The organism is Ruminococcus sp. 5_1_39BFAA (assembly GCF_964240875.1).
In the GTDB taxonomy this organism is placed as follows: Bacteria; Bacillota; Clostridia; order Lachnospirales; family Lachnospiraceae; genus Blautia_A.
Genome location: NZ_CAXSVO010000019.1, coordinates 61,314 through 79,087, shown reverse-complemented (window position 1 = coordinate 79,087; position 17,774 = coordinate 61,314). Strand labels below are relative to the sequence as shown.

Sequence of the window (17,774 nt, the reverse complement as noted above, 5' to 3'; positions counted from 1 at the left end):
CGAGGTAGATAGGGCAGGGGTGGAAGTGCAGTAATGTATGGAGCTGACTGCTACTAATCGGTCGAGGGCTTGACCAAGCAAGGAGATTCAAAGGAATGTCAACATGTATGTAGTTTTGAAGTTACAAAATCTTAAAGAGTAGCCGTAAGACTGCTCTTTTTTGCGTTAAATAATATATGCCATCCAACTATAGCCGGGTATTTTTTAATCCTGGAAACTTTGAGAAATCATAAAGTTTCCAGGATTTTTTATATAGGGATATAATCAAATAAATGTGAAAACCGTTATAGCATATCGTGAAAAAAGACTATAAAATCGAGCATAACTACTATATGGATTCCTTTTATCAGATGATAAATTATAAATGAAGAACTATTACAATTATGATAAAGGAGAACTATTATGGAAACATATCATTCATTCCGCCCTGGTCATGTGTGGCTTGACACAGACGGAAAAAGAATTCAGGCCCATGGAGGGTCAATTATGTTTGTTGACGGTACGTATTACTGGTACGGTGAAAATAAAGAAAAAATGGATGGAACTAATAATATCTGGCATTGGGGCATGAAAATCTACAGTTCTGCAGATTTGTATAATTGGAAGGATGAGGGATATATTATAAAGCCCGAACCAATGGACGAATCCTCCCATTTTCATCCCACGGTTTGTTTAGACAGGCCTCATATCATTTTTAACAGGAAATCCGGTAAATATGTCTGCTGGATAAAAGAGATGCATAAAGATACGACACAGAGTTATCTGGTTTTGACAGCAGATAAAATTACAGGATCATATCAAGTTGTAAAAGAAAATTTGTATCCAATGCAGATGAGCGGCGGTGATTTTGATCTTGTTGTAGCCCCGGATGGAAAGGCGTATATTTATTTTGAAAGGGTACACAGCGAGCTGATATGCGCAGATTTAAACGAGGAATATACAGATGTCACGGGATACTATACCACACATTTTCCGAGATTATACCCGCCTTATGTAAGAGAGGCCCCTGCACATTTTTTTAGAAAAGGAACACATTATCTCATTACCTCTGGCACCACCGGTTATTTCCCAAATCCCTCAGAAGCGGCATCCGCTAATACGTGGCATGGCCCGTTCCATGTATTGGGAAATCCCCATAAAAATGATGACAGCCATACATCCTTTCACTCACAGATATCCTCTGTATTTAAGGTACCAGGGAAAAAGGACCTTTATATTGCATGTGCAGACCGCTGGCTTCCTAATTTGATGGAGCTGAAATACGAAGAATATGCAAAACAATATGAAGATTATTTTAACCCGGAAACGGATACAGATACCATATCGGATAACACGGACTGTCAGGGCTGTATTGCAGATTATGTCTGGCTTCCCTTAAAATTTGAGGAGGACCGGGTGGTCATTGAATGGATGGATGAATGGAGACTGGAGGATTATGAGTAAACCGACAGATAAAAACGTTAAAAAATCCCATATTATCGGTGAAATTTACAATAATTTGCTGAGATAAGAAATGATACACTGAATTCATCAAAACAAAGAGGGTTTTGAAGGTATTTCATTTTAAGGAGGAAAAGACATGAAAGCAAAAAAAGTATTAGCAGGCGCTCTCGCAGCAACAATGACTCTTGGTATGTGTTCAGCAGTATACGCAGATGGGGATGATAAACAGGATCTGGTTTTGATGATTTCTGCATCCGACGATACCTTTGCGCCGGATATTGAGGCGGCTGTTCAGGAAAAATTTGGGGATAAATACAATTTAATCTTTAAAGCATGGGATACGCAGGGAGTTACCCAGGCAATTAAAACGGCTGGTGTTGCAGGAGAACAGCTTGATATTGTTGAGTATTGGCCGGGAAGTATGAGAACGCTTGTTGACAGCGAACTGGCTATGCCTCTTGATGAGTATGTGGATGATGAGTGGAAAGCAAACTTTACGAATCTGGAAGCCTTAAATCAGGGTACATATGATGATGTCCTTTATAATCTTCCATATAGTACAGTATATCCGGTCATTGCGGTGAATACGGACATTGCAGATGAAATTGGCGTGACTCTTTCAGAAGATGGACAGTGGACCTGGGATGAATTTGTAGAATTCTGTACAAAAGCAAAAGAGGCAGGCTACTTTGGAACCGGTATCCAGTCTGATCTGGCTCCGTGGCTTACCAGAATGGCAATCATGCAGGTGTGGGATACAGATGAAGAACTCCAGGCATGGAATGATGGACAGGTTTCTTTCCTGGATGAAAAAATCGTAGGTGCGTTTGACATGGTAAAGGATTATATTGAAGCAGACCTGGTATATCCGGGAGCGGATGCGTGTCTCGCGCAGGAAGCGGATCAGATTGAAGCAGCTCTTTCCAATGGCAAGATTGCGTCTGCCTTTGTTGTGAATAGTCAGGCAATCGCAACACTTGAAAACTGCGGCATTGAAAATTATGTAATTATGGACTGGCCTAATATGGGAAGCAATCCGAGTATGCCTCTTCTTGGCGGCAGCAGCGGTTTATTTATTCCAAGCTTTTCAAAAAATACAGAGGGCGCTGTAGAAGTTCTGAAATTTCTGACAAGCAGTGAATGTGCGGATATTCGTGCAAATACTGGCTGCGTATCCACGGTTAAGACTGCAAATGCAGATATTGATACAGAGGTTATGAATAGTTTGTCTCGTTCCAGTGATAAGATTGTTGATCATGAGTGCCACCATAACAGTTCTGATCTGGATACAACCATTAACCAGATGCCGGCAAACTATATTATGTATGGAGTTGAATCTTTGGAAGAAATGGAAGACTTCCGATTAGCATTTATTGAAGAGCAGGAATAATCGCATATCAGGAGATGGTATATGAATGACAAAAGAAAATTAAGAAGAGGATTCATTGCCTTTCTGTTTTTGCTGCCTGCAATCATTATGATTACCTTTTGCTCAGTGATTCCTCTTGGGTGGAATGTTGTGATTAGCTTCCTGAAGTGGAATGGAATGAGCGAAAGTAAGTTTGTCGGGTTCGAGAATTATGTGAAGATATTTACAACCAGAGCGACAAAGCATGCAATTGCCAATTCCTTCGCCATCGCAATTATTGCACTTGTGGTAGCCATGCTCCTTGGTTTACTGCTGGCGTTATTGATCTATAAAGTATCGAATAAAGAAGCGGCTGTCTTTCGGTTTGTTTTTTATAGCCCAACGATGCTTCCGCTTACCGTTGTCGGTCTTTTGTTTACCTTTGTTTTTGCTATGGATGATGGTATTCTGAACAATCTGTTGGCTGCAATTGGTGCAGGCGGGCTGGCAAAGGCGTGGCTTTCCACAAAGACCATATCAATTGTGTGCATTGGTATTGTTCAGGGGTGGCGCTTTGCAGGTACCGTAATGATGCTGATCTACACAGCCATGCTGGGACTGCCCGGAGAACTTTACGAAGACGCAAAATTATCAGGTGCAACCTACTGGGAACAGATTCGTTTTATCATTCTACCGATGATCCGTCCCACCATCATGCTCACCATGTCGATGGTAAGTGTTTGGACCTTTAAGACTTATGATATTGTGGAGGCAATGACCGGAGGCGGACCTGGAGATCTTACTATGACAGCACCAATGTATGTGATCAACCGTGCCTTTATGAATAATGATTACGGGTATGCATCTGCAGTATCCATTGTATTTGCAATCATGATCATGGTTGTGATCGGAATCATCAGAAATGGAATGAGAGGTGAGACGATTGAATACTAAAGCGGCTGGAAATATTGGAAAAATGCATAAACGCAGGAAAGTGAACGCAGGAAGTATTGTACTGAGGGCTGCGCTGGTGATACTTGCTTTGGCATTCGTATATCCGGTATTCTTCTCATTTCTAACTTCAACGAAATCGTTAACAGAATTTTACCAAAACAGATGGGGGATACCTGAGGTGTGGCAGTTTGCAAACTATGGAGCTGCATGGGTAAAAGGACGAATCGGAGAATATTTTCTGAACAGTTTGATATACTGCTTTTTGACAGTCTTGTTTTTGGAGATTTTTGCAGTGATGGCAGCATATGCGTTATCCAGACTGCATGTTCCGCATGTAGAACTGATCATAGGATTTTTGTTTATCTGCCAGCTTTTGCCGAATGAAACGGTGATCATTCCACTGTATCTGATGATGTCCAGGCTCCATCTTTTGAAATTGATGTATGTCCCCTTAATCGTGGCAAATGTAGGATGGGCTTTATCGGGAACGATTATTGTTATGAAGAATTTTTTTGATACTCTTCCGGGGGAACTGCTTGAGGCTGCAAGGATTGACGGCTGTACAGAGACAAAGTCCATGTTTCACATTGTTCTGCCTTTGATGAAAGGAGCCATTGCCACATGTGTTGTTATGAATTTTACAGCAGTGTGGGGTGAGCTCATGTGGGCACAGATTGCCACAATGACAACGGATAAGGGAATTCCGCTTACAGTTGGTTTACTGAATTTTCAGTCTGCATATGGCACAGAGTGGCCGCTTCTTTGCGCGGCGATCATTGTTGTGGTAATTCCGCTTTATGTGCTGTTTATTTTCTTACAGAAGTATTTTGTGGCATCACTGACAGCAGGCGCTGTGAAGGGATAAGCTGCATGATTGATATTGGAAACGAAGGATGTTATGATTTAGAGGAAGTACGGATGTGCTTCCTCTTATCGTAACTAAATATATTTCGGAGTGTTTCTATGAAAAAATTCAAGGACTTCTCAATAAAAACAAAGTATATTTTTATTCTGACATTGTGTGTGGCTTTGCCCATGTTTTTTCTGGGGATGGGTATTTTGCATGTTTGGGTGAGACAGCAGGAAGAGAATATAGAGAAAAATAATATCAATCAATTAAAGCTGACGGCAGAAGCAGTGGATAGCTTTCTGAAGCGCATAGAAGAGATTTCCTATGAATTGTCAGGAAGTGCTCCGGTAGTAAAATTTATGAACGACGACAGGGCTCTGGAAGAATATGTGCTTGTGAAAAGAGCATTGGATACAGCTATTGATGAGGAAAACGCAATAAAAAATATCCAGATATTTAAAAATCAGGAATCGCTTTTCAGTGCCGGCAGGACGACACTTTTGACAGAAACAGAGAATGAGTACATTTCTAACATTATTAAGGACGATATTCGCAGACAATGGGGTCAGGCACATATTCTCTATTCATTTGGCAGAGGTTCCTTTAACGTAGAGAATCTGATTACTCCATATTATAGTACGATTTATTCAGATGGAATATTTACAGATAATGGTATTCTGGCAATTTTTATTGATGAGGAAGCAATTTATAATTGCTATCGTACGGTGCTTACGGAAGAAACGGAAGAAATCTGGCTTATGAGTGAGGATGGGGAGCTACTGTCCTCACCAAACAAGGAGATTTTGGCACATGGAGTACCCGAGGAATATCAGATCAGCCCGGGAAAACAATCTTCGGGTATTTTAAAGGCAGGTAAACATGGCAGTGCTATGTATTGGAGCCAGTGTGGTTCTTCGGGGATTATTCTCTGCAAGGTCGAGAAAAGTGGAAGTCTTGCACCGCTGGAATTTGGGTATTTGGGGATGTTTATCCTGCTTCTGGTCCTGCTTCTGGGAGGATGTATTCTACTGCATGTCCGGTATATCAGCAGGCCAATTGCCAGACTTTCGAGGGAGCTGGAGGCTTCAGTAGACGAAGCATCTGATAAGATCAAACCAGTTAGTATCTATCAAAAGCAGGATGAAATAGGAAAGCTGACGATAGCTTCGAATCATATGATCAGCAAGATAAATGAACTGATCGATACTGTCTATATGGAACAGATCCGTACAAAACAGGCACAACTGGATCTTGTAGGTGCCCAGATAAATCCCCATTTTTTATTTAATACGATTGATTCTATTCATTGGGCTGCTCTGGCAAACAAAGATTGGGATGTAGGCGAACAGTTGGAGGTTCTGTCAGATTTTTTGCGGGAAATGCTGAATTTTGGAAATCAGGATATTACAGTTGCGCAGGAACTGAAGATTTTGGAAGATTATTGTTTCCTGATTCAAAAACGTTTTCAGGGAAAGATTGTCTTTCATAAAACGATCAGTGAAGGTCTTCTTGATTGCAGAATTTCGAAGCTTCTAATTCAGCCATTGATCGAGAATGCGTTTACACATGGACTGGAAAGAGATTTGACTAATGGAGAGCTGTGGCTGATCATTCGAGAGAAAAAGGGAAGAATGCAGATTATTGTCATGGACAATGGACGGGGATGTGATGGCAAAAAAGTGCGAAAAGAAATGGAAGGAACAGGCGGGAAAGAGTATTTTGCACTTCGAAATATCCAGAAACGCCTGCAACTGAAATACCAGAATGAGGGAAAGCTGATTTTCAGAAGTGTTCCGGGAAAGGGAACTTTGGTACACATGGAGCTGCCTATTTTAAAGCAGAACATAACTGACTATGCGGAGGTATATGATGAAAGCAATGATTGTTGACGATGATAGTCAGATCAGGGAAGGAATACGCTGTGCGATTAATTGGAAGGAGCTTGGATTTGAAACGGTAGAATGCTATGCCAATGGAGAAGAAGCTTTGCAGGCGTTTCCTGCAGTCATGCCGGATTTGATCGTGTGTGATATTGAAATGCCGAAAATGAGTGGTCTGGAATTGGGAGAACACATAAAGAAATATGGGACTGATACAAGAATTATTTATTTAACTGCATTTTCAGATTTTGAGTACTGCAGAAGTGCTATGCAGGTCGGGGCTGAAGATTATATTTTGAAGCCTGTGAAAATTCATGATCTGATCAGCAGTGTTTCCAAGAATGTAAAGAGACTGAATGAAATCAGAGAAAAAGACTCCCGTTATTATTATGCTTTGCTGCAGGATCTTACAGTAAAAATCTATATTTTGGAAAAATCCGGACTGGAACAGGAATTGTTTTCTGTAATACGTAAGATCAGACCGGGTTTTGAAACCAATTATCTTCAAACCATGATCATTGAGATTGACAGCATAGACGGTTTTGAGAGTTTAGAATTTTTGGAATTTCAGCAGGAGCTGGAGAAGATGAATTGCGTAATGCTTCCATATCAAATGAATCAAAAGATCTGTCTGGGAAGCAGTTTTAATTCTTCTCTCTATAATATGAATTATCGATTTCAGTTACAGTCAGAGATTGCTGCATGGAATCAGTCGAACCAAGGAAACGGATACCATTTGAAAGCGGGAATATCACAGGTACATCCGGGAAGGAATCTATTGAAGGGATATGCTGAGGCAAAGGAGGCTTTAGCGGACGGATTTTATAATGAAAAGGTCATCAATGTCTATGAACGAAAACAAAAAGACACAGAAGTGGAAAGGCTAACGCAGGAATATCATGAGCAGGGAAAAAGAATAAGAATACTGGCAGCAAAACAGGATGAATTGGCAGATGCCCTGCGGTTACATGCTGAAACGGCATATAAACTGCATTTGCCCCAGGAGAAATTTCAAAGAGAATATTTGAAAATTTATTCTGAAATTTCAGAGCAGCTGCATTTCAAAAACGAGGGGGAGCAGTTGTATGAAAGACTTTCGGCCTGCGGCACTGCACAGGAAAGCATAAAGGAATTTCGGGAGTATTTATATAAAAGTATTATGATTCCCTATTCACAGATACAAAAGAAAAACTACAGTCATACCATTAATAAGGCGGTGGTATTTATTGATGAGCATTATCATGAAAGCTTATCGGTTTCGAGAGTTGCAGAATATGTTGGAAAATCAGACAATCATTTTAGTATGACATTTAAGAAAGAAACTGGCATTTCTTTTACAGAGTATATTACAAGGCTGCGTATAGAGAAAGCATGTCATCTGTTGCGTTATACTACGAAGCAGGTGAAAGAAATCTGCAGTGAGGTTGGGATGCCGGATTATTTATATTTTTCAAAGACATTTAAAAAAGTGATGGGATGTACTCCTTCAGATGTCCGAAACCAATTGAAGACAGCAGAGGAGGGAAAGCTATAAAAATATCTGGAAGCTTTCCGTCCCCCCTGCTGTATGTATTATTCTTTTACCATGATCGCATTAGGATAAATCCTCTTCATCCTTTCGTCCGGGAAATGTTCATCCAGGAAAAGGGTGATACCGGAAGCGGCTGTCTGGGCGGCGGCATCCGTATCTTCGGATGTTTCAGCCGCAGCAGCGGAAACTTCCGTATGGCGCTGGGTATATCTGCCAAGAGCCAGAACCGACATAGTAATATTAAAAATCATAAACACGATCAAAATCCAACTCATGATAATCCCTGGCTTTTTGGGGATTTTTTCAATAAGTCCCGAAAGAGCAGGATAAAGGATTTTCAACCATATGACTGCTGCAAAACCCCAGAAGAAGCAGTAAAGAAGATTGATACGCCCGCCCAGGTTGAATGGGATACTGCTGTAATCCCAGAAAACAGTTCCAAATACCAGCTCCGTAAAAACGCTGCAGATGTATTCATAGGCACCGCCCACAACGGTTCCAAAGCAGAAGATAAACCAGTTGCTGTGAGCGCGGTATTGATAGAGAATGACAGTTAAAAGAACGCATCCCAAACCCCATACAATACTGAAGGGACCATATACAACGCTGCTTCGGCTCATCAGTTTTCCAGCAGTGATATAACAGAAAACGGTCTCCGTAAGATCTCCCAGAAAAGCACCTAAAAGAAACAGACACACTAATTTATAAAAGGAGCATCCAACTGCAAAGACGCCGGCCTTTTCCTTTGCTGCTTCAAGCTGTTTTTCCTTTTCAAGGCGTGCTGCTAAAAGCTCTTTGGTATTCAGATTTGGGTAAGCCTTTGCCAAATGCTTTAAGACCCATCCGGTAAGTCCCTCGCCCATAAGGTCCGCAGCCTTTTGGAGGTTTTCGGAAAGCTCATACACAACGGAAAGCTTCCGGATACGGGAGTGGACTGCCAAAATACCGGAAACAGTTCCCACAAAGTCAATTCCCATGACAGCATAAAAGATAATGATCAAAACACCGCCAGCTCTGGTAGGAACCACGGAAACCACAGTGTCCAGAAATGGATTTACAAGTGAAACGCAGATCACTGCGAGAAGTCCCCATAAAACCGTATAAGGCAGGTTTACGTATCCGCCGAACTGAAAACGCTTCCGGGAATAGTCCCACCATTTTCTATGGAAAATACGTTCCAGAACAAATCCTGTAAGCAAAGAAACAAGAAAGGATAAAATAACGCCGCCCAAAAACAGGAAGAACAGAGAGTTGCGAAGCTCTGTAAGAAAGACGGCAAATGCAATGGCGCCGAAGCCATACGCCGGGCAGTAGGGACCGTACAGAAATCCCACATCAATAAATTTTCGCTCTCTGACTGCAGCTGCAGCCGTGCCAAGTCCCCAGCCGATAAAGGAATAGAGCAGAAAAAACCAGGAAAGCTGATATAGTGAATATTCCAAAACAAACTCCTCCTCTTTTGTCAATATTACCCTCATAAATTAAAACGACAGGAATGCTCCTTTGACTTCAAATAATGCTTGAAATTTGAAACAAAATGTAGTAAATTAATGCCTAACACACTTACGAGGAGGGAGGATTACAAGATGGAAAAGACCAGAGAAAAAGTGGGATTTCGTAAGAAGTTTATCGGTGATAAGGCATTCTATAAGATGGTACTGGCAATCGCAGTACCGATCATGATACAGAATGGTATTACAAATTTTGTGAGCCTTCTGGACAACATTATGATCGGGCGCATCGGCACAGAGCAGATGTCCGGGGCAGCTATTGTAAATCAGTTGATTTTTGTGTATAACCTTTGTATCTTCGGAGGCGTCTCCGGTGCAGGAATCTTTACAGCACAGTATTTTGGACAGAGGGATCATGAAGGTGTGCGGCAGACATTCCGGTACAAAGTTTGGCTGGCAGTGATCCTGACCACATTTACGATCTGTTTGCTGCTGACAGCCGGAGATCCGCTGATCGGAATGTACCTGAAGGGAGAGGGCGGAACAGGCGCTCTTGAGGCCACCAGAGCCTATGGAAAGCAGTATATGCATATCATGCTTGCCGGTTTGCCGGCTTTTATGATGGTACAGGTTTATTCCAGCACACTGAGGGAATGCGGGGAAACGGTCACGCCTATGAAAGCAGGCGTGACAGCGGTCCTTGTGAACCTGCTGTTTAACTATTTGCTGATCTACGGAAAGTTTGGTTTTCCGGAGCTGGGAGTACGGGGGGCGGCAATTGCCACTGTGTTGTCCCGCTATGTAGAGGTAGCTATCGTGGTTGCCTGGACACACAGCCATACCGACAGAAACCCATTTGCCAGAGGACTGTACAGAACGCTGAAAGTACCGCTGGCATTGGCGAAGAAAATCTTTATAAAAGGAACGCCGCTTCTTGTCAACGAAACATTATGGGCAGCGGCTATGGCTATGCTGGCGCAGTGCTATTCTATGCGTGGTCTGGAGGTGGTAGCGGCGCAGAACATTGCCAACACCATTAACAATGTATTTAACATCGTATTTATCGCCTTGGGCGATTCGGTAGCAATCGTAGTAGGGCAGCTTCTGGGAGCCGGAAAAATGGAGGAGGCACGTGACAAGGATAACAAGATGATCGCTTTTTCCGTCCTCTGCTGTACCGGAGTGGCTTTAGTCATGCTGGCAGTGGCACCGCTTTTCCCGCAGGCGTACAACACAAATGCCCAGGCAAGGGCACTGGCAACGAAATTTATCATGGTAACCGCAATTTTTATGCCTCAGAATGCGTTTCTGCACGCCGCATATTTTACACTGCGTTCCGGCGGAAAAACCATTATCACATTCCTGTTTGACAGTGTATTTATCTGGTGTGTCAGCGTGCCGATCGCTTATACCCTAAGCCGCTTCACAGGACTTCCAGTCATTGTGATCTACACGATGGTTCAGATCGGAGACATCCTGAAGTGCGTCGTGGGATTTATCCTGGTAAAAAAAGGCGTATGGCTCCAAAACATTGTTTCCTGATAGAGAAGTTCGCGGCAGGTTTTTTGTTGCCTTAAACCGGAATGCTTTTTGAGAGCATTTCCGGTTTTTTTATCCATCAGCGTTGTGCCTGTTATAACCAATAAAAAATGGATATGGAGGTATGACAATGAAAGAATTAGAAAAAATTTACGAAGCATGGAGCACGAATGAACCAGATACGCAGGAAATTATTTCCCTCTGGGAAAAGGTGGAAAAGAAACTTTCTGCTCTACCGGAAGAGGTTCATAAAACAGATTTCAGCGATTGTGTTATAGATTACGCATCAGCGCTGGAAAAACGGGCATTCCAGTCCGGATATACGAAAGGGGCGCTTCTTATGTGTGATATTTTCATAAGAGTAGGATTATAATCGTGGAAAGAATAATGCTTCTTGATTACTTAATCCTCAAAATCAGCGTTCCGTAGGATGTCCGGAACGACGGTTCCCATGGGGCGGTGGGTCGGCTGGACAGAGCGTCCGGTGGCAGCCTATATTTTCAAATAACTACTAGCAAGAGGACTTGACATTTTTTCATCAAGTCCTCTTTTACTAAAAGAAAGATAAGCCGCTTAATATTCTCTTTTATTTCCAATTTATTCTAATAAGAATCAAGCATGATGTTATTTTACAGTAACTTTGCATTTATAAGATACTGTGCCTGATTTTACCGTTATTGTTGCAGTACCTTTTTTCTTTGCTGTAATCACACCTTTTGAGCTAACGGTTGCTACTTTTTTATTTGAGGTTTTGTATGTTACCTTTTCTTTGCTGGTTACAGGTGAAAGGATCGGCTTTAATGTCAACTTCTTCCCCTTTTTTAAGGTAGCTTTTTTTGAAACATTTGTGATTTTTTTGGTCTTAACGGCGGCTTTTTGAACTTTGACTGTGATAACCTTTTTGGTACCGCTTTTTAAAGTCACTGTGATCTTTGCGTTACCAGTCTTTTTCTGTGCTGTGATCTTAAATGTTCCATTCTTGGTATTTCCAGAAACTTTTGCCACTTTAGTATTGTTGGATTTAAAGCTTACGATTTCATCACCGTTTGCAAGACCTGTTACCGTCAGCTTAGATAAGGTTTGCTGTGTTTTAAGGGGAATAGCAGAGTTGGTTGGAACATTTACGCTTATTGTAGGTGTAAGTACAGTTCCGTTATCGCGTTCTTCGGTTCCTTTGCACACAGGGCAGGTGCGTATCTGTTTTTCCGGTGCGAAAACAGTTGCTGCGGAAGCAATTGTCCACTCGCTCCAAGTGTGACCTGTGGCAGCAAGTTCGCGTGTTTCAGTCTGACCGCAGACTGTACAAGCGCGGCTTTCCTGACCTGCTGCAATACATGTGGCAGGCGTGATAACCTTCCATTCGCCCCAGGTGTGACCTATAGCGGCTGTTTCTCTTGTCTCAGATTCATTGCATACAGTACAGATCCGTTTTTCCAAGCCAGACCCGGTACAGGTCGCTGGGGTTTCAGTTTTCCATTCACTCCATATATGTTCATGAACCTCATTGGAAGGTTTGCGAACTATTTGAAAGTATTCCTTCTCATTGCCTTTAAAATACACATTATCTGGAGTTGTGTAGCTTACTCTTATTACATATTCACCTTCCTTTGTAATAGTGTCATTCCATTCATAAATTTTCCTTTCTTCGCTACCTCTTACATATTCTTCAACATATATTTTATAACATGTACCCTCTGGAGATACAACTGTATCTTTATCTGTAAAATATATAGCATAAAGTTCGTCTATATCTGGGGAAAAATCATCATCACCATAATAGGTTACCCAAACATCAAAACCACTACCATTGACAATCTCAGAAACTTTAATTCCTTTTTCGTCTATTTCATAATCATAACCTTCAAAATCTAATACATCAAAAATATAACTATAATTTGTTTTCTTCTCATCACTTACACTTTGGGTTTCATCTGCGATCTTTGTTGCATCATTCTGAATGCTATTTTCGCCAAAGTTTTCTTCTGTTACTATATTTTCTTCTCCAAAAAACTCCGCTTCTTCTGCGCTAGCAAATACTGCGCTTGCTTCCATGGTTGTCAGACACATAACTGCTGTCATGGTCATTGCTAATAACTTTTTCTTCATGAATATTTTCTCCTTTGACATTCCATAATTATAACAACTTGCTTAATAAGTGAGTGAATGTTTATAACTGCTGTCCCCAATTCTTTTTTTATACCATGAATCTCTGCCATATAAGCGAACCCCAGGGATTTCTCTGTGCCATTTTTTTATCGGAGCTGGAGCGGACTGGAGACAACTACAACACTCCCCTTTGCCGTAACCTTGCTTTTTATATTCTTTTCAACGCTACAGGTGACGGTATCTAACTATAACATTTTCTCGAAACCTCCTTTCTCTGTTTCCTCAAAACCATATCATCATAGAAACTTTTATATCATTGTATGCGATTTTAATCGCCTATTCAACCCCTTTTTACTAGCCTAAAATAAAAAGAAAAGGACGTGAAAGTAATATGCACATTCAAGTACAATTGGATTATTCACCGTTGCTGGAACGAATGAGGGAGAAAAACATAACCGGATATCAGCTTGCCAACTATGGTATACCCCACAAAACACTGTATAATATCCGAAACGGAAAGATCATAACTCTTGAAACACTGGCTAAATTAGCCTATGTACTTGATTGTGAAATCAATGAGCTTGTTAGATTTGAATATACGATCATAGATGATGAATTACTTTAAAAACCATACATTCCTTGAATCCGGAGATAATTTAGAAATTAATTTTTAAAGGCGGTTTTCAACCGCCTTTTATCACGCGCGTATGAAGGTTACGCCGCATTCTCCGCAAATTATATTGACAACGCTTGTGCTGCGGATGATAGTGAGGCAGCATTGGCAAATCCATTTTGTGTGACCGTAAAAGAGCATACGAAAACGGATGCAGGGAGCCGGGAGCAAATGGGACATTCCGATATTTCATGTACAAAGAAATTCTATTATTTCAGCAACAAAACAATCGAAACAAAGAAAAAGCAAATCGAAGAGGCAATATCTTTTTAAGGTTAAAAATAGGAATTATTCCTGTTTGACTAGGCCTTTGACTACGTTTCTTTTTTTTCCAAAATAAAAAACACCGGAAGCCAAGTAAAATCAAGGCTTCCAGCGTCATCGCAGAGCAGGGGATGAGAGAATCGAACTCCCACCAAAGGTTTTGGAGACCCCTATCATACCATTTGACCAATCCCCTAAATCTTGTTCTTTTTGAATTATACATACAAAAGGAACGATTGTCAAGGGATATTGAAAAAATCTCCAGGAGCAAACGGCATTTTTGGGGTATATTTTACAATCCGTGCTGTTCCTTCTTTTTTAGCCAGGCAAAGCAGATGATAAAAAAGATGATACCGTATACCGTAGTGATCGGAGTTGCCAGTCCGACAAGGGTCAGAGAGGTATTGGGAAGTCTGGACATAAAAATGGAAACAGGAATACGGATGCAAAACGCGGAGGAGATTCCCTGGATCATGGTAGGAATGCTGATGCCGCGGCCATTAAAATAGCCGATACTGCTGAAAAGGATACAGGTCAGGATACAGTCAACAGAAAATCCTTTCAGGTAGGCTGCACTTTGGAGAACTACCTCAGGGTCATTTGTAAACAGGGAAGAAAGCCTTGCACCGCCGAAAAAGCCTAACAGGAAAATCAGCACGCCCACGGAGCATCCTGTCACTACAGCAGTGGAAAAGCCTTTCCACGCACGTTCCTTTTGTCCGGCACCGATATTTTGCGCGACGAAGGCAGAAACGCTTTGCATCGCAGAGGATGGAACCAGCATAATAAAGGATACGATTTTTTGAGCAACGCCATAACCGGCTGAAGGCATCAGCCCCATATGATTGATGATGGAGTTGACTACAAGAAAAGAAACCTGTACCATGGCTTCCTGAAGTGCGATGGGAACTCCTACGTTTAATATTTTTTTCAGTTCGTTTTTGTAAATTCTACATTGGCTGCGGGAAAAGGAAATCGGCATTTCCTGTTTTCGCAGAACGCCAAGGGAGGCAATGACAGATACCAACTGCGCGAAAACCGTTGCAAGTGCGGCACCGGCTACATCCATATGGAAAACACCCACAAACAGTAAATCTCCGATGATATTAACAACACAGGCGATTCCTACAAACAGCAGAGGCAGGTTGGCATTCCCAACTCCGCGCAGGATACCGCTGATCACATTATAGGCAATGATAATCAGGATACCGCCGGAACAGATCCGAATGTAGAGAATAGCCTTATCTACAGACTCGGCGGGCACCTGAAGGATATTTACGATTGCGCCTGCGGACAGCTCCAGCACTATGGTTATGATGATTCCAAGTACGGCAAAGAGGATGATGGTGGTGCCGACAGCATCCCCTGCAGCTTTGGGCTTGGATTCTCCTATGTGCTGTCCGATAATGACGGTGGAACCCATGGCAAGGCTTGTAATGACAAAGGTTAGCATCTGCATGAAGGAGCTTCCGGTTCCAACGGCAGAAATACTGGAGGCATCTCCGAATTTTCCTACCACAAGAAGATCCACAGCACCGTAGGCAGCCTGCAAGATGAGCGCGCCCAGAACCGGAATGGCAAAGAGGATGAGGGATGAAAAAACAGGACCCTCTGTAAATGTAATTTCTTTTTTCTGACTTTTCAAAAAAACACTCCTTTCCGGACACAGAAAGATCTGTGTCAGATTCACTATGTATACCGGATTTCTTCCGAAATATAAATCCACATATTCTTTTATCATGTTATCAGGTATAATGTCAAGTAGAGCGAAGCTATTTGCTGCGAAGCGATATGCGGAGCAAAAAATCTGTAACATTTTTCGATTCCAATTGTTATATAAGCAGAAGATGATAAATCGCATCAGGAAAGGAGGGGGAGCCTGTGGACAGAGAAATGCTGAGACTGTTTTATCAGCGGTATTCCAGAGAAATCTACCTTTATCTGTACTCTCTGTGCAAAAACAGGGAAGCGGCAGAAGATATGATGCAGGAAGTTTTCCTGAAGGCCCTCCTTTCGTGGAATGATGAAAACGGAAATCTCCGGGCATGGCTTTATAAGGTAGCCAGAAACATCTGTATGAATCATTTGAAAAAAGCGGGACGGGAAACCGGTATGGGAGAAAAAGAAATTCGGGATACGGATTTGTCTCCGGATGAAAAATATATAATGGATGAGGAGAAGAGAACATTATACCAGGGAATGCTTACGCTCCCTGTCCGACAGAGGGAAATACTGGAGCTGTTTTATTTCTCAGAAATGAGCATGAAGGAGATCGCGGTTTTTCTCCGACTTTCTCCGGAAAATGTCCGGGTGCTGGCATTCCGTGCAAAAAAGGCGCTGAAATCATATATGGAGGTGAAAGGGTATGAGTTATAGGGAATTGATCGAAAAATATAAAAACCATCAATTGGAGGAAGAAGAAAAGCTTCAGGTGGAAGCTGATATTGAACGGCAGGATGCCATCAGCGAGTATCTGACAGAGAAGCTGGAGGAAGAGCTGGGAGCTGACCGGGAATCATTTGCGGAGGATGGAGAAAGCAAAAACGGGAAAGCAAAAGATACTGCACAGGAAAAAGAATTTGAGGCATATGTGCGGAAAACGATCCGAAGGTCCTTTCGCAAAATGGGACTCGCGATTCTTGCCATCCTGCTGGGAGTGGTCCTATTTATCCAGTTTGGCCTGTCGCCTTTCGTTTCACAGCTTTATTATAATCCGGGAAAGGAAATCGAGGTAACCTATGACGGCGGTTACAGCAGCACCATTACCAATCAGATGAGCCGGGATCTGTCCATATATTCGGAGGTATCACTGCCTGGGAAAAAGCGGGACAGTGTGCGTGTCATTCCTCTGGGATACGGAAAATATGCTATTACCCTGAATAAAACCATAACCTATGCCGGAACCCGCCGGTATGGAATCGGAGGTCAGATTACCAGAGGTCAGATGGAGATTTATGATCCGGACTATTTAAGCCAGCCATTTCCGAATGTTTTCGCCTGCTATGGGCTGAAGGAAGAGGAGGGTCTGAGCTACAGGAAACAAATGGAAAAGCAAAAAGAAAAAGGAGAGTTTACCTGGTATTATTCCGATCTGGATTTCGGCAGGGAGGAGGTGGAAAGCCTGGAGGACGGAAAGCTTTACCAGGCATATGTGACGCTGAACAAAAGGATGGATTTTTCAGAGATGAATGACCTTGTGAAGAGAATGTACACAAAGGGGATGACCAGTTCCGGAGAGATCTGGCTGGGTGTCTGTGTCAGCGGGGAGAATTATTATCAGCGGCTGGTAGGGTACAATTATGGTTTAAATTCAAATGACCTGGTGCTCACAGAGGAGGAAAAAGAGAAATATCCGGAGCTGTCGCTGGCTGTGATCGGAGAAGACGGATGGATGGACTGGGATGCCACGGATAAGAAGCAGGAAGACGAAAAAGTCATGGAAACCCATTTCGTAAGTATGCTTCGGTATATTGCGGACCATGAGGATTTTCTGGGAATGATAGGGGAGGCATCCGGCGAATTTGCGGGAAAAGAGGGACTGGCGTATTCCCGTATGTTTTACAACAGTGCCATCCAATATGTGGAGGAAAATGGATTGACATATTACGGAGCTGTCTGCCTGGCTGACAGGGAAGGAATGCTGAAAATGCTGGAGGATGAGGATATTTTAAGTGTGGTGGCGCTGGAATGTGAATAACTGATGAAAAAAACGCCTGCTGACGGTAAAACCGCTTG

14 protein-coding genes and 1 tRNA gene are annotated in these 17,774 nt (G+C 42.3%); 11 read left to right on the top strand and 4 right to left on the bottom strand.

Annotated elements, in window-relative coordinates:
• The first annotated feature begins 402 nt into the window (after positions 1–402).
• The 6 genes from ACESZH_RS17045 (at position 403) to ACESZH_RS17020 (ending at position 8,009) form a co-directional block, all read left to right on the top strand.
• Entirely contained in the window at positions 403–1,443 is a 1,041-nt protein-coding gene (locus ACESZH_RS17045; protein WP_373217886.1) for a family 43 glycosylhydrolase, read from the top strand.
• A gap of 136 nt (positions 1,444–1,579) precedes the next feature.
• Positions 1,580–2,833, top strand: a complete 1,254-nt coding sequence (locus ACESZH_RS17040) for an ABC transporter substrate-binding protein (protein ID WP_373217884.1) — start codon at positions 1,580–1,582, stop codon at positions 2,831–2,833.
• Between the two features lie 21 nt (positions 2,834–2,854).
• Positions 2,855–3,745, top strand: coding sequence for a carbohydrate ABC transporter permease (locus ACESZH_RS17035; RefSeq protein ID WP_373217883.1), 891 nt, complete (start codon positions 2,855–2,857; stop codon positions 3,743–3,745).
• Positions 3,726–4,610 (top strand): carbohydrate ABC transporter permease, encoded by an 885-nt coding sequence (locus ACESZH_RS17030; RefSeq protein WP_373217881.1) that lies wholly within the window; start codon positions 3,726–3,728, stop codon positions 4,608–4,610. The genes ACESZH_RS17035 and ACESZH_RS17030 overlap by 20 nt, the downstream gene beginning before the upstream one ends.
• Positions 4,611–4,708: 98 nt before the next feature.
• Entirely contained in the window at positions 4,709–6,484 is a 1,776-nt protein-coding gene (locus ACESZH_RS17025) for a sensor histidine kinase (protein WP_373217879.1), read from the top strand.
• Positions 6,462–8,009, top strand: coding sequence for a response regulator (locus tag ACESZH_RS17020; RefSeq protein WP_373217878.1), 1,548 nt, complete (start codon positions 6,462–6,464; stop codon positions 8,007–8,009). Before ACESZH_RS17025 ends, ACESZH_RS17020 begins: the two co-directional genes overlap by 23 nt.
• 38 nt (positions 8,010–8,047) lie before the next feature.
• Here the strand turns inward: ACESZH_RS17020 and ACESZH_RS17015 are convergent, their stop codons facing one another.
• Positions 8,048–9,448 carry a putative ABC transporter permease gene (locus tag ACESZH_RS17015; protein ID WP_373217876.1) on the bottom strand — a complete coding sequence of 467 codons (1,401 nt, stop codon included), beginning with the start codon at positions 9,446–9,448 and terminating at the stop codon, positions 8,048–8,050.
• Between the two features lie 144 nt (positions 9,449–9,592).
• On the opposite strand from ACESZH_RS17015, the gene ACESZH_RS17010 reads away from it, so the two are divergent.
• Together ACESZH_RS17010 and ACESZH_RS17005 are read left to right on the top strand one after the other, a co-directional pair.
• Positions 9,593–10,999: an MATE family efflux transporter gene (locus ACESZH_RS17010; RefSeq protein ID WP_373219946.1), complete on the top strand. Its 1,407-nt coding sequence runs from the start codon at positions 9,593–9,595 to the stop codon at positions 10,997–10,999.
• 127 nt (positions 11,000–11,126) lie between these two features.
• Positions 11,127–11,369: a hypothetical protein gene (locus ACESZH_RS17005; RefSeq protein ID WP_373217872.1), complete on the top strand. Its 243-nt coding sequence runs from the start codon at positions 11,127–11,129 to the stop codon at positions 11,367–11,369.
• Positions 11,370–11,620: 251 nt separating this feature from the next.
• Here the strand turns inward: ACESZH_RS17005 and ACESZH_RS17000 are convergent, their stop codons facing one another.
• Positions 11,621–13,102, bottom strand: coding sequence for an Ig-like domain-containing protein (locus tag ACESZH_RS17000; RefSeq protein ID WP_373217870.1), 1,482 nt, complete (start codon positions 13,100–13,102; stop codon positions 11,621–11,623).
• Between the two features lie 391 nt (positions 13,103–13,493).
• Between ACESZH_RS17000 and ACESZH_RS16995 the strand changes: the two genes are divergently transcribed.
• Positions 13,494–13,727 carry a helix-turn-helix domain-containing protein gene (locus ACESZH_RS16995; protein WP_373217869.1) on the top strand — a complete coding sequence of 78 codons (234 nt, stop codon included), beginning with the start codon at positions 13,494–13,496 and terminating at the stop codon, positions 13,725–13,727.
• Positions 13,728–14,164: 437 nt separating this feature from the next.
• On the opposite strand, the gene ACESZH_RS16990 is transcribed toward ACESZH_RS16995, so the two are convergent.
• Positions 14,165–14,235, bottom strand: a tRNA-Trp gene (locus ACESZH_RS16990).
• Between the two features lie 96 nt (positions 14,236–14,331).
• On the bottom strand, positions 14,332–15,684 hold the full coding sequence (locus tag ACESZH_RS16985; RefSeq protein WP_373217868.1) for an MATE family efflux transporter: 1,353 nt from the start codon (positions 15,682–15,684) through the stop codon (positions 14,332–14,334).
• 236 nt (positions 15,685–15,920) lie between these two features.
• Between ACESZH_RS16985 and ACESZH_RS16980 the strand changes: the two genes are divergently transcribed.
• Positions 15,921–16,415 carry an RNA polymerase sigma factor gene (locus ACESZH_RS16980; RefSeq protein ID WP_373217867.1) on the top strand — a complete coding sequence of 165 codons (495 nt, stop codon included), beginning with the start codon at positions 15,921–15,923 and terminating at the stop codon, positions 16,413–16,415.
• Entirely contained in the window at positions 16,405–17,736 is a 1,332-nt protein-coding gene (locus tag ACESZH_RS16975) for an anti sigma factor C-terminal domain-containing protein (RefSeq protein ID WP_373217865.1), read from the top strand. The genes ACESZH_RS16980 and ACESZH_RS16975 overlap by 11 nt, the downstream gene beginning before the upstream one ends.
• Positions 17,737–17,774: the final 38 nt, after the last annotated feature.

Coding starts and splice junctions, on each gene's coding strand:
- ACESZH_RS16995 (WP_373217869.1), top strand. CDS start 13,494: ATGCACATTCAAGTACAATTGGATTATTCACCGTTGCTGGAACGAATG.
- ACESZH_RS17035 (WP_373217883.1), top strand. CDS start 2,855: ATGAATGACAAAAGAAAATTAAGAAGAGGATTCATTGCCTTTCTGTTT.
- ACESZH_RS17005 (WP_373217872.1), top strand. CDS start 11,127: ATGAAAGAATTAGAAAAAATTTACGAAGCATGGAGCACGAATGAACCA.
- ACESZH_RS17045 (WP_373217886.1), top strand. CDS start 403: ATGGAAACATATCATTCATTCCGCCCTGGTCATGTGTGGCTTGACACA.
- ACESZH_RS17010 (WP_373219946.1), top strand. CDS start 9,593: ATGGAAAAGACCAGAGAAAAAGTGGGATTTCGTAAGAAGTTTATCGGT.
- ACESZH_RS16975 (WP_373217865.1), top strand. CDS start 16,405: ATGAGTTATAGGGAATTGATCGAAAAATATAAAAACCATCAATTGGAG.
- ACESZH_RS17020 (WP_373217878.1), top strand. CDS start 6,462: ATGATGAAAGCAATGATTGTTGACGATGATAGTCAGATCAGGGAAGGA.
- ACESZH_RS17040 (WP_373217884.1), top strand. CDS start 1,580: ATGAAAGCAAAAAAAGTATTAGCAGGCGCTCTCGCAGCAACAATGACT.
- ACESZH_RS17000 (WP_373217870.1), bottom strand. CDS start 13,102: ATGAAGAAAAAGTTATTAGCAATGACCATGACAGCAGTTATGTGTCTG.
- ACESZH_RS17025 (WP_373217879.1), top strand. CDS start 4,709: ATGAAAAAATTCAAGGACTTCTCAATAAAAACAAAGTATATTTTTATT.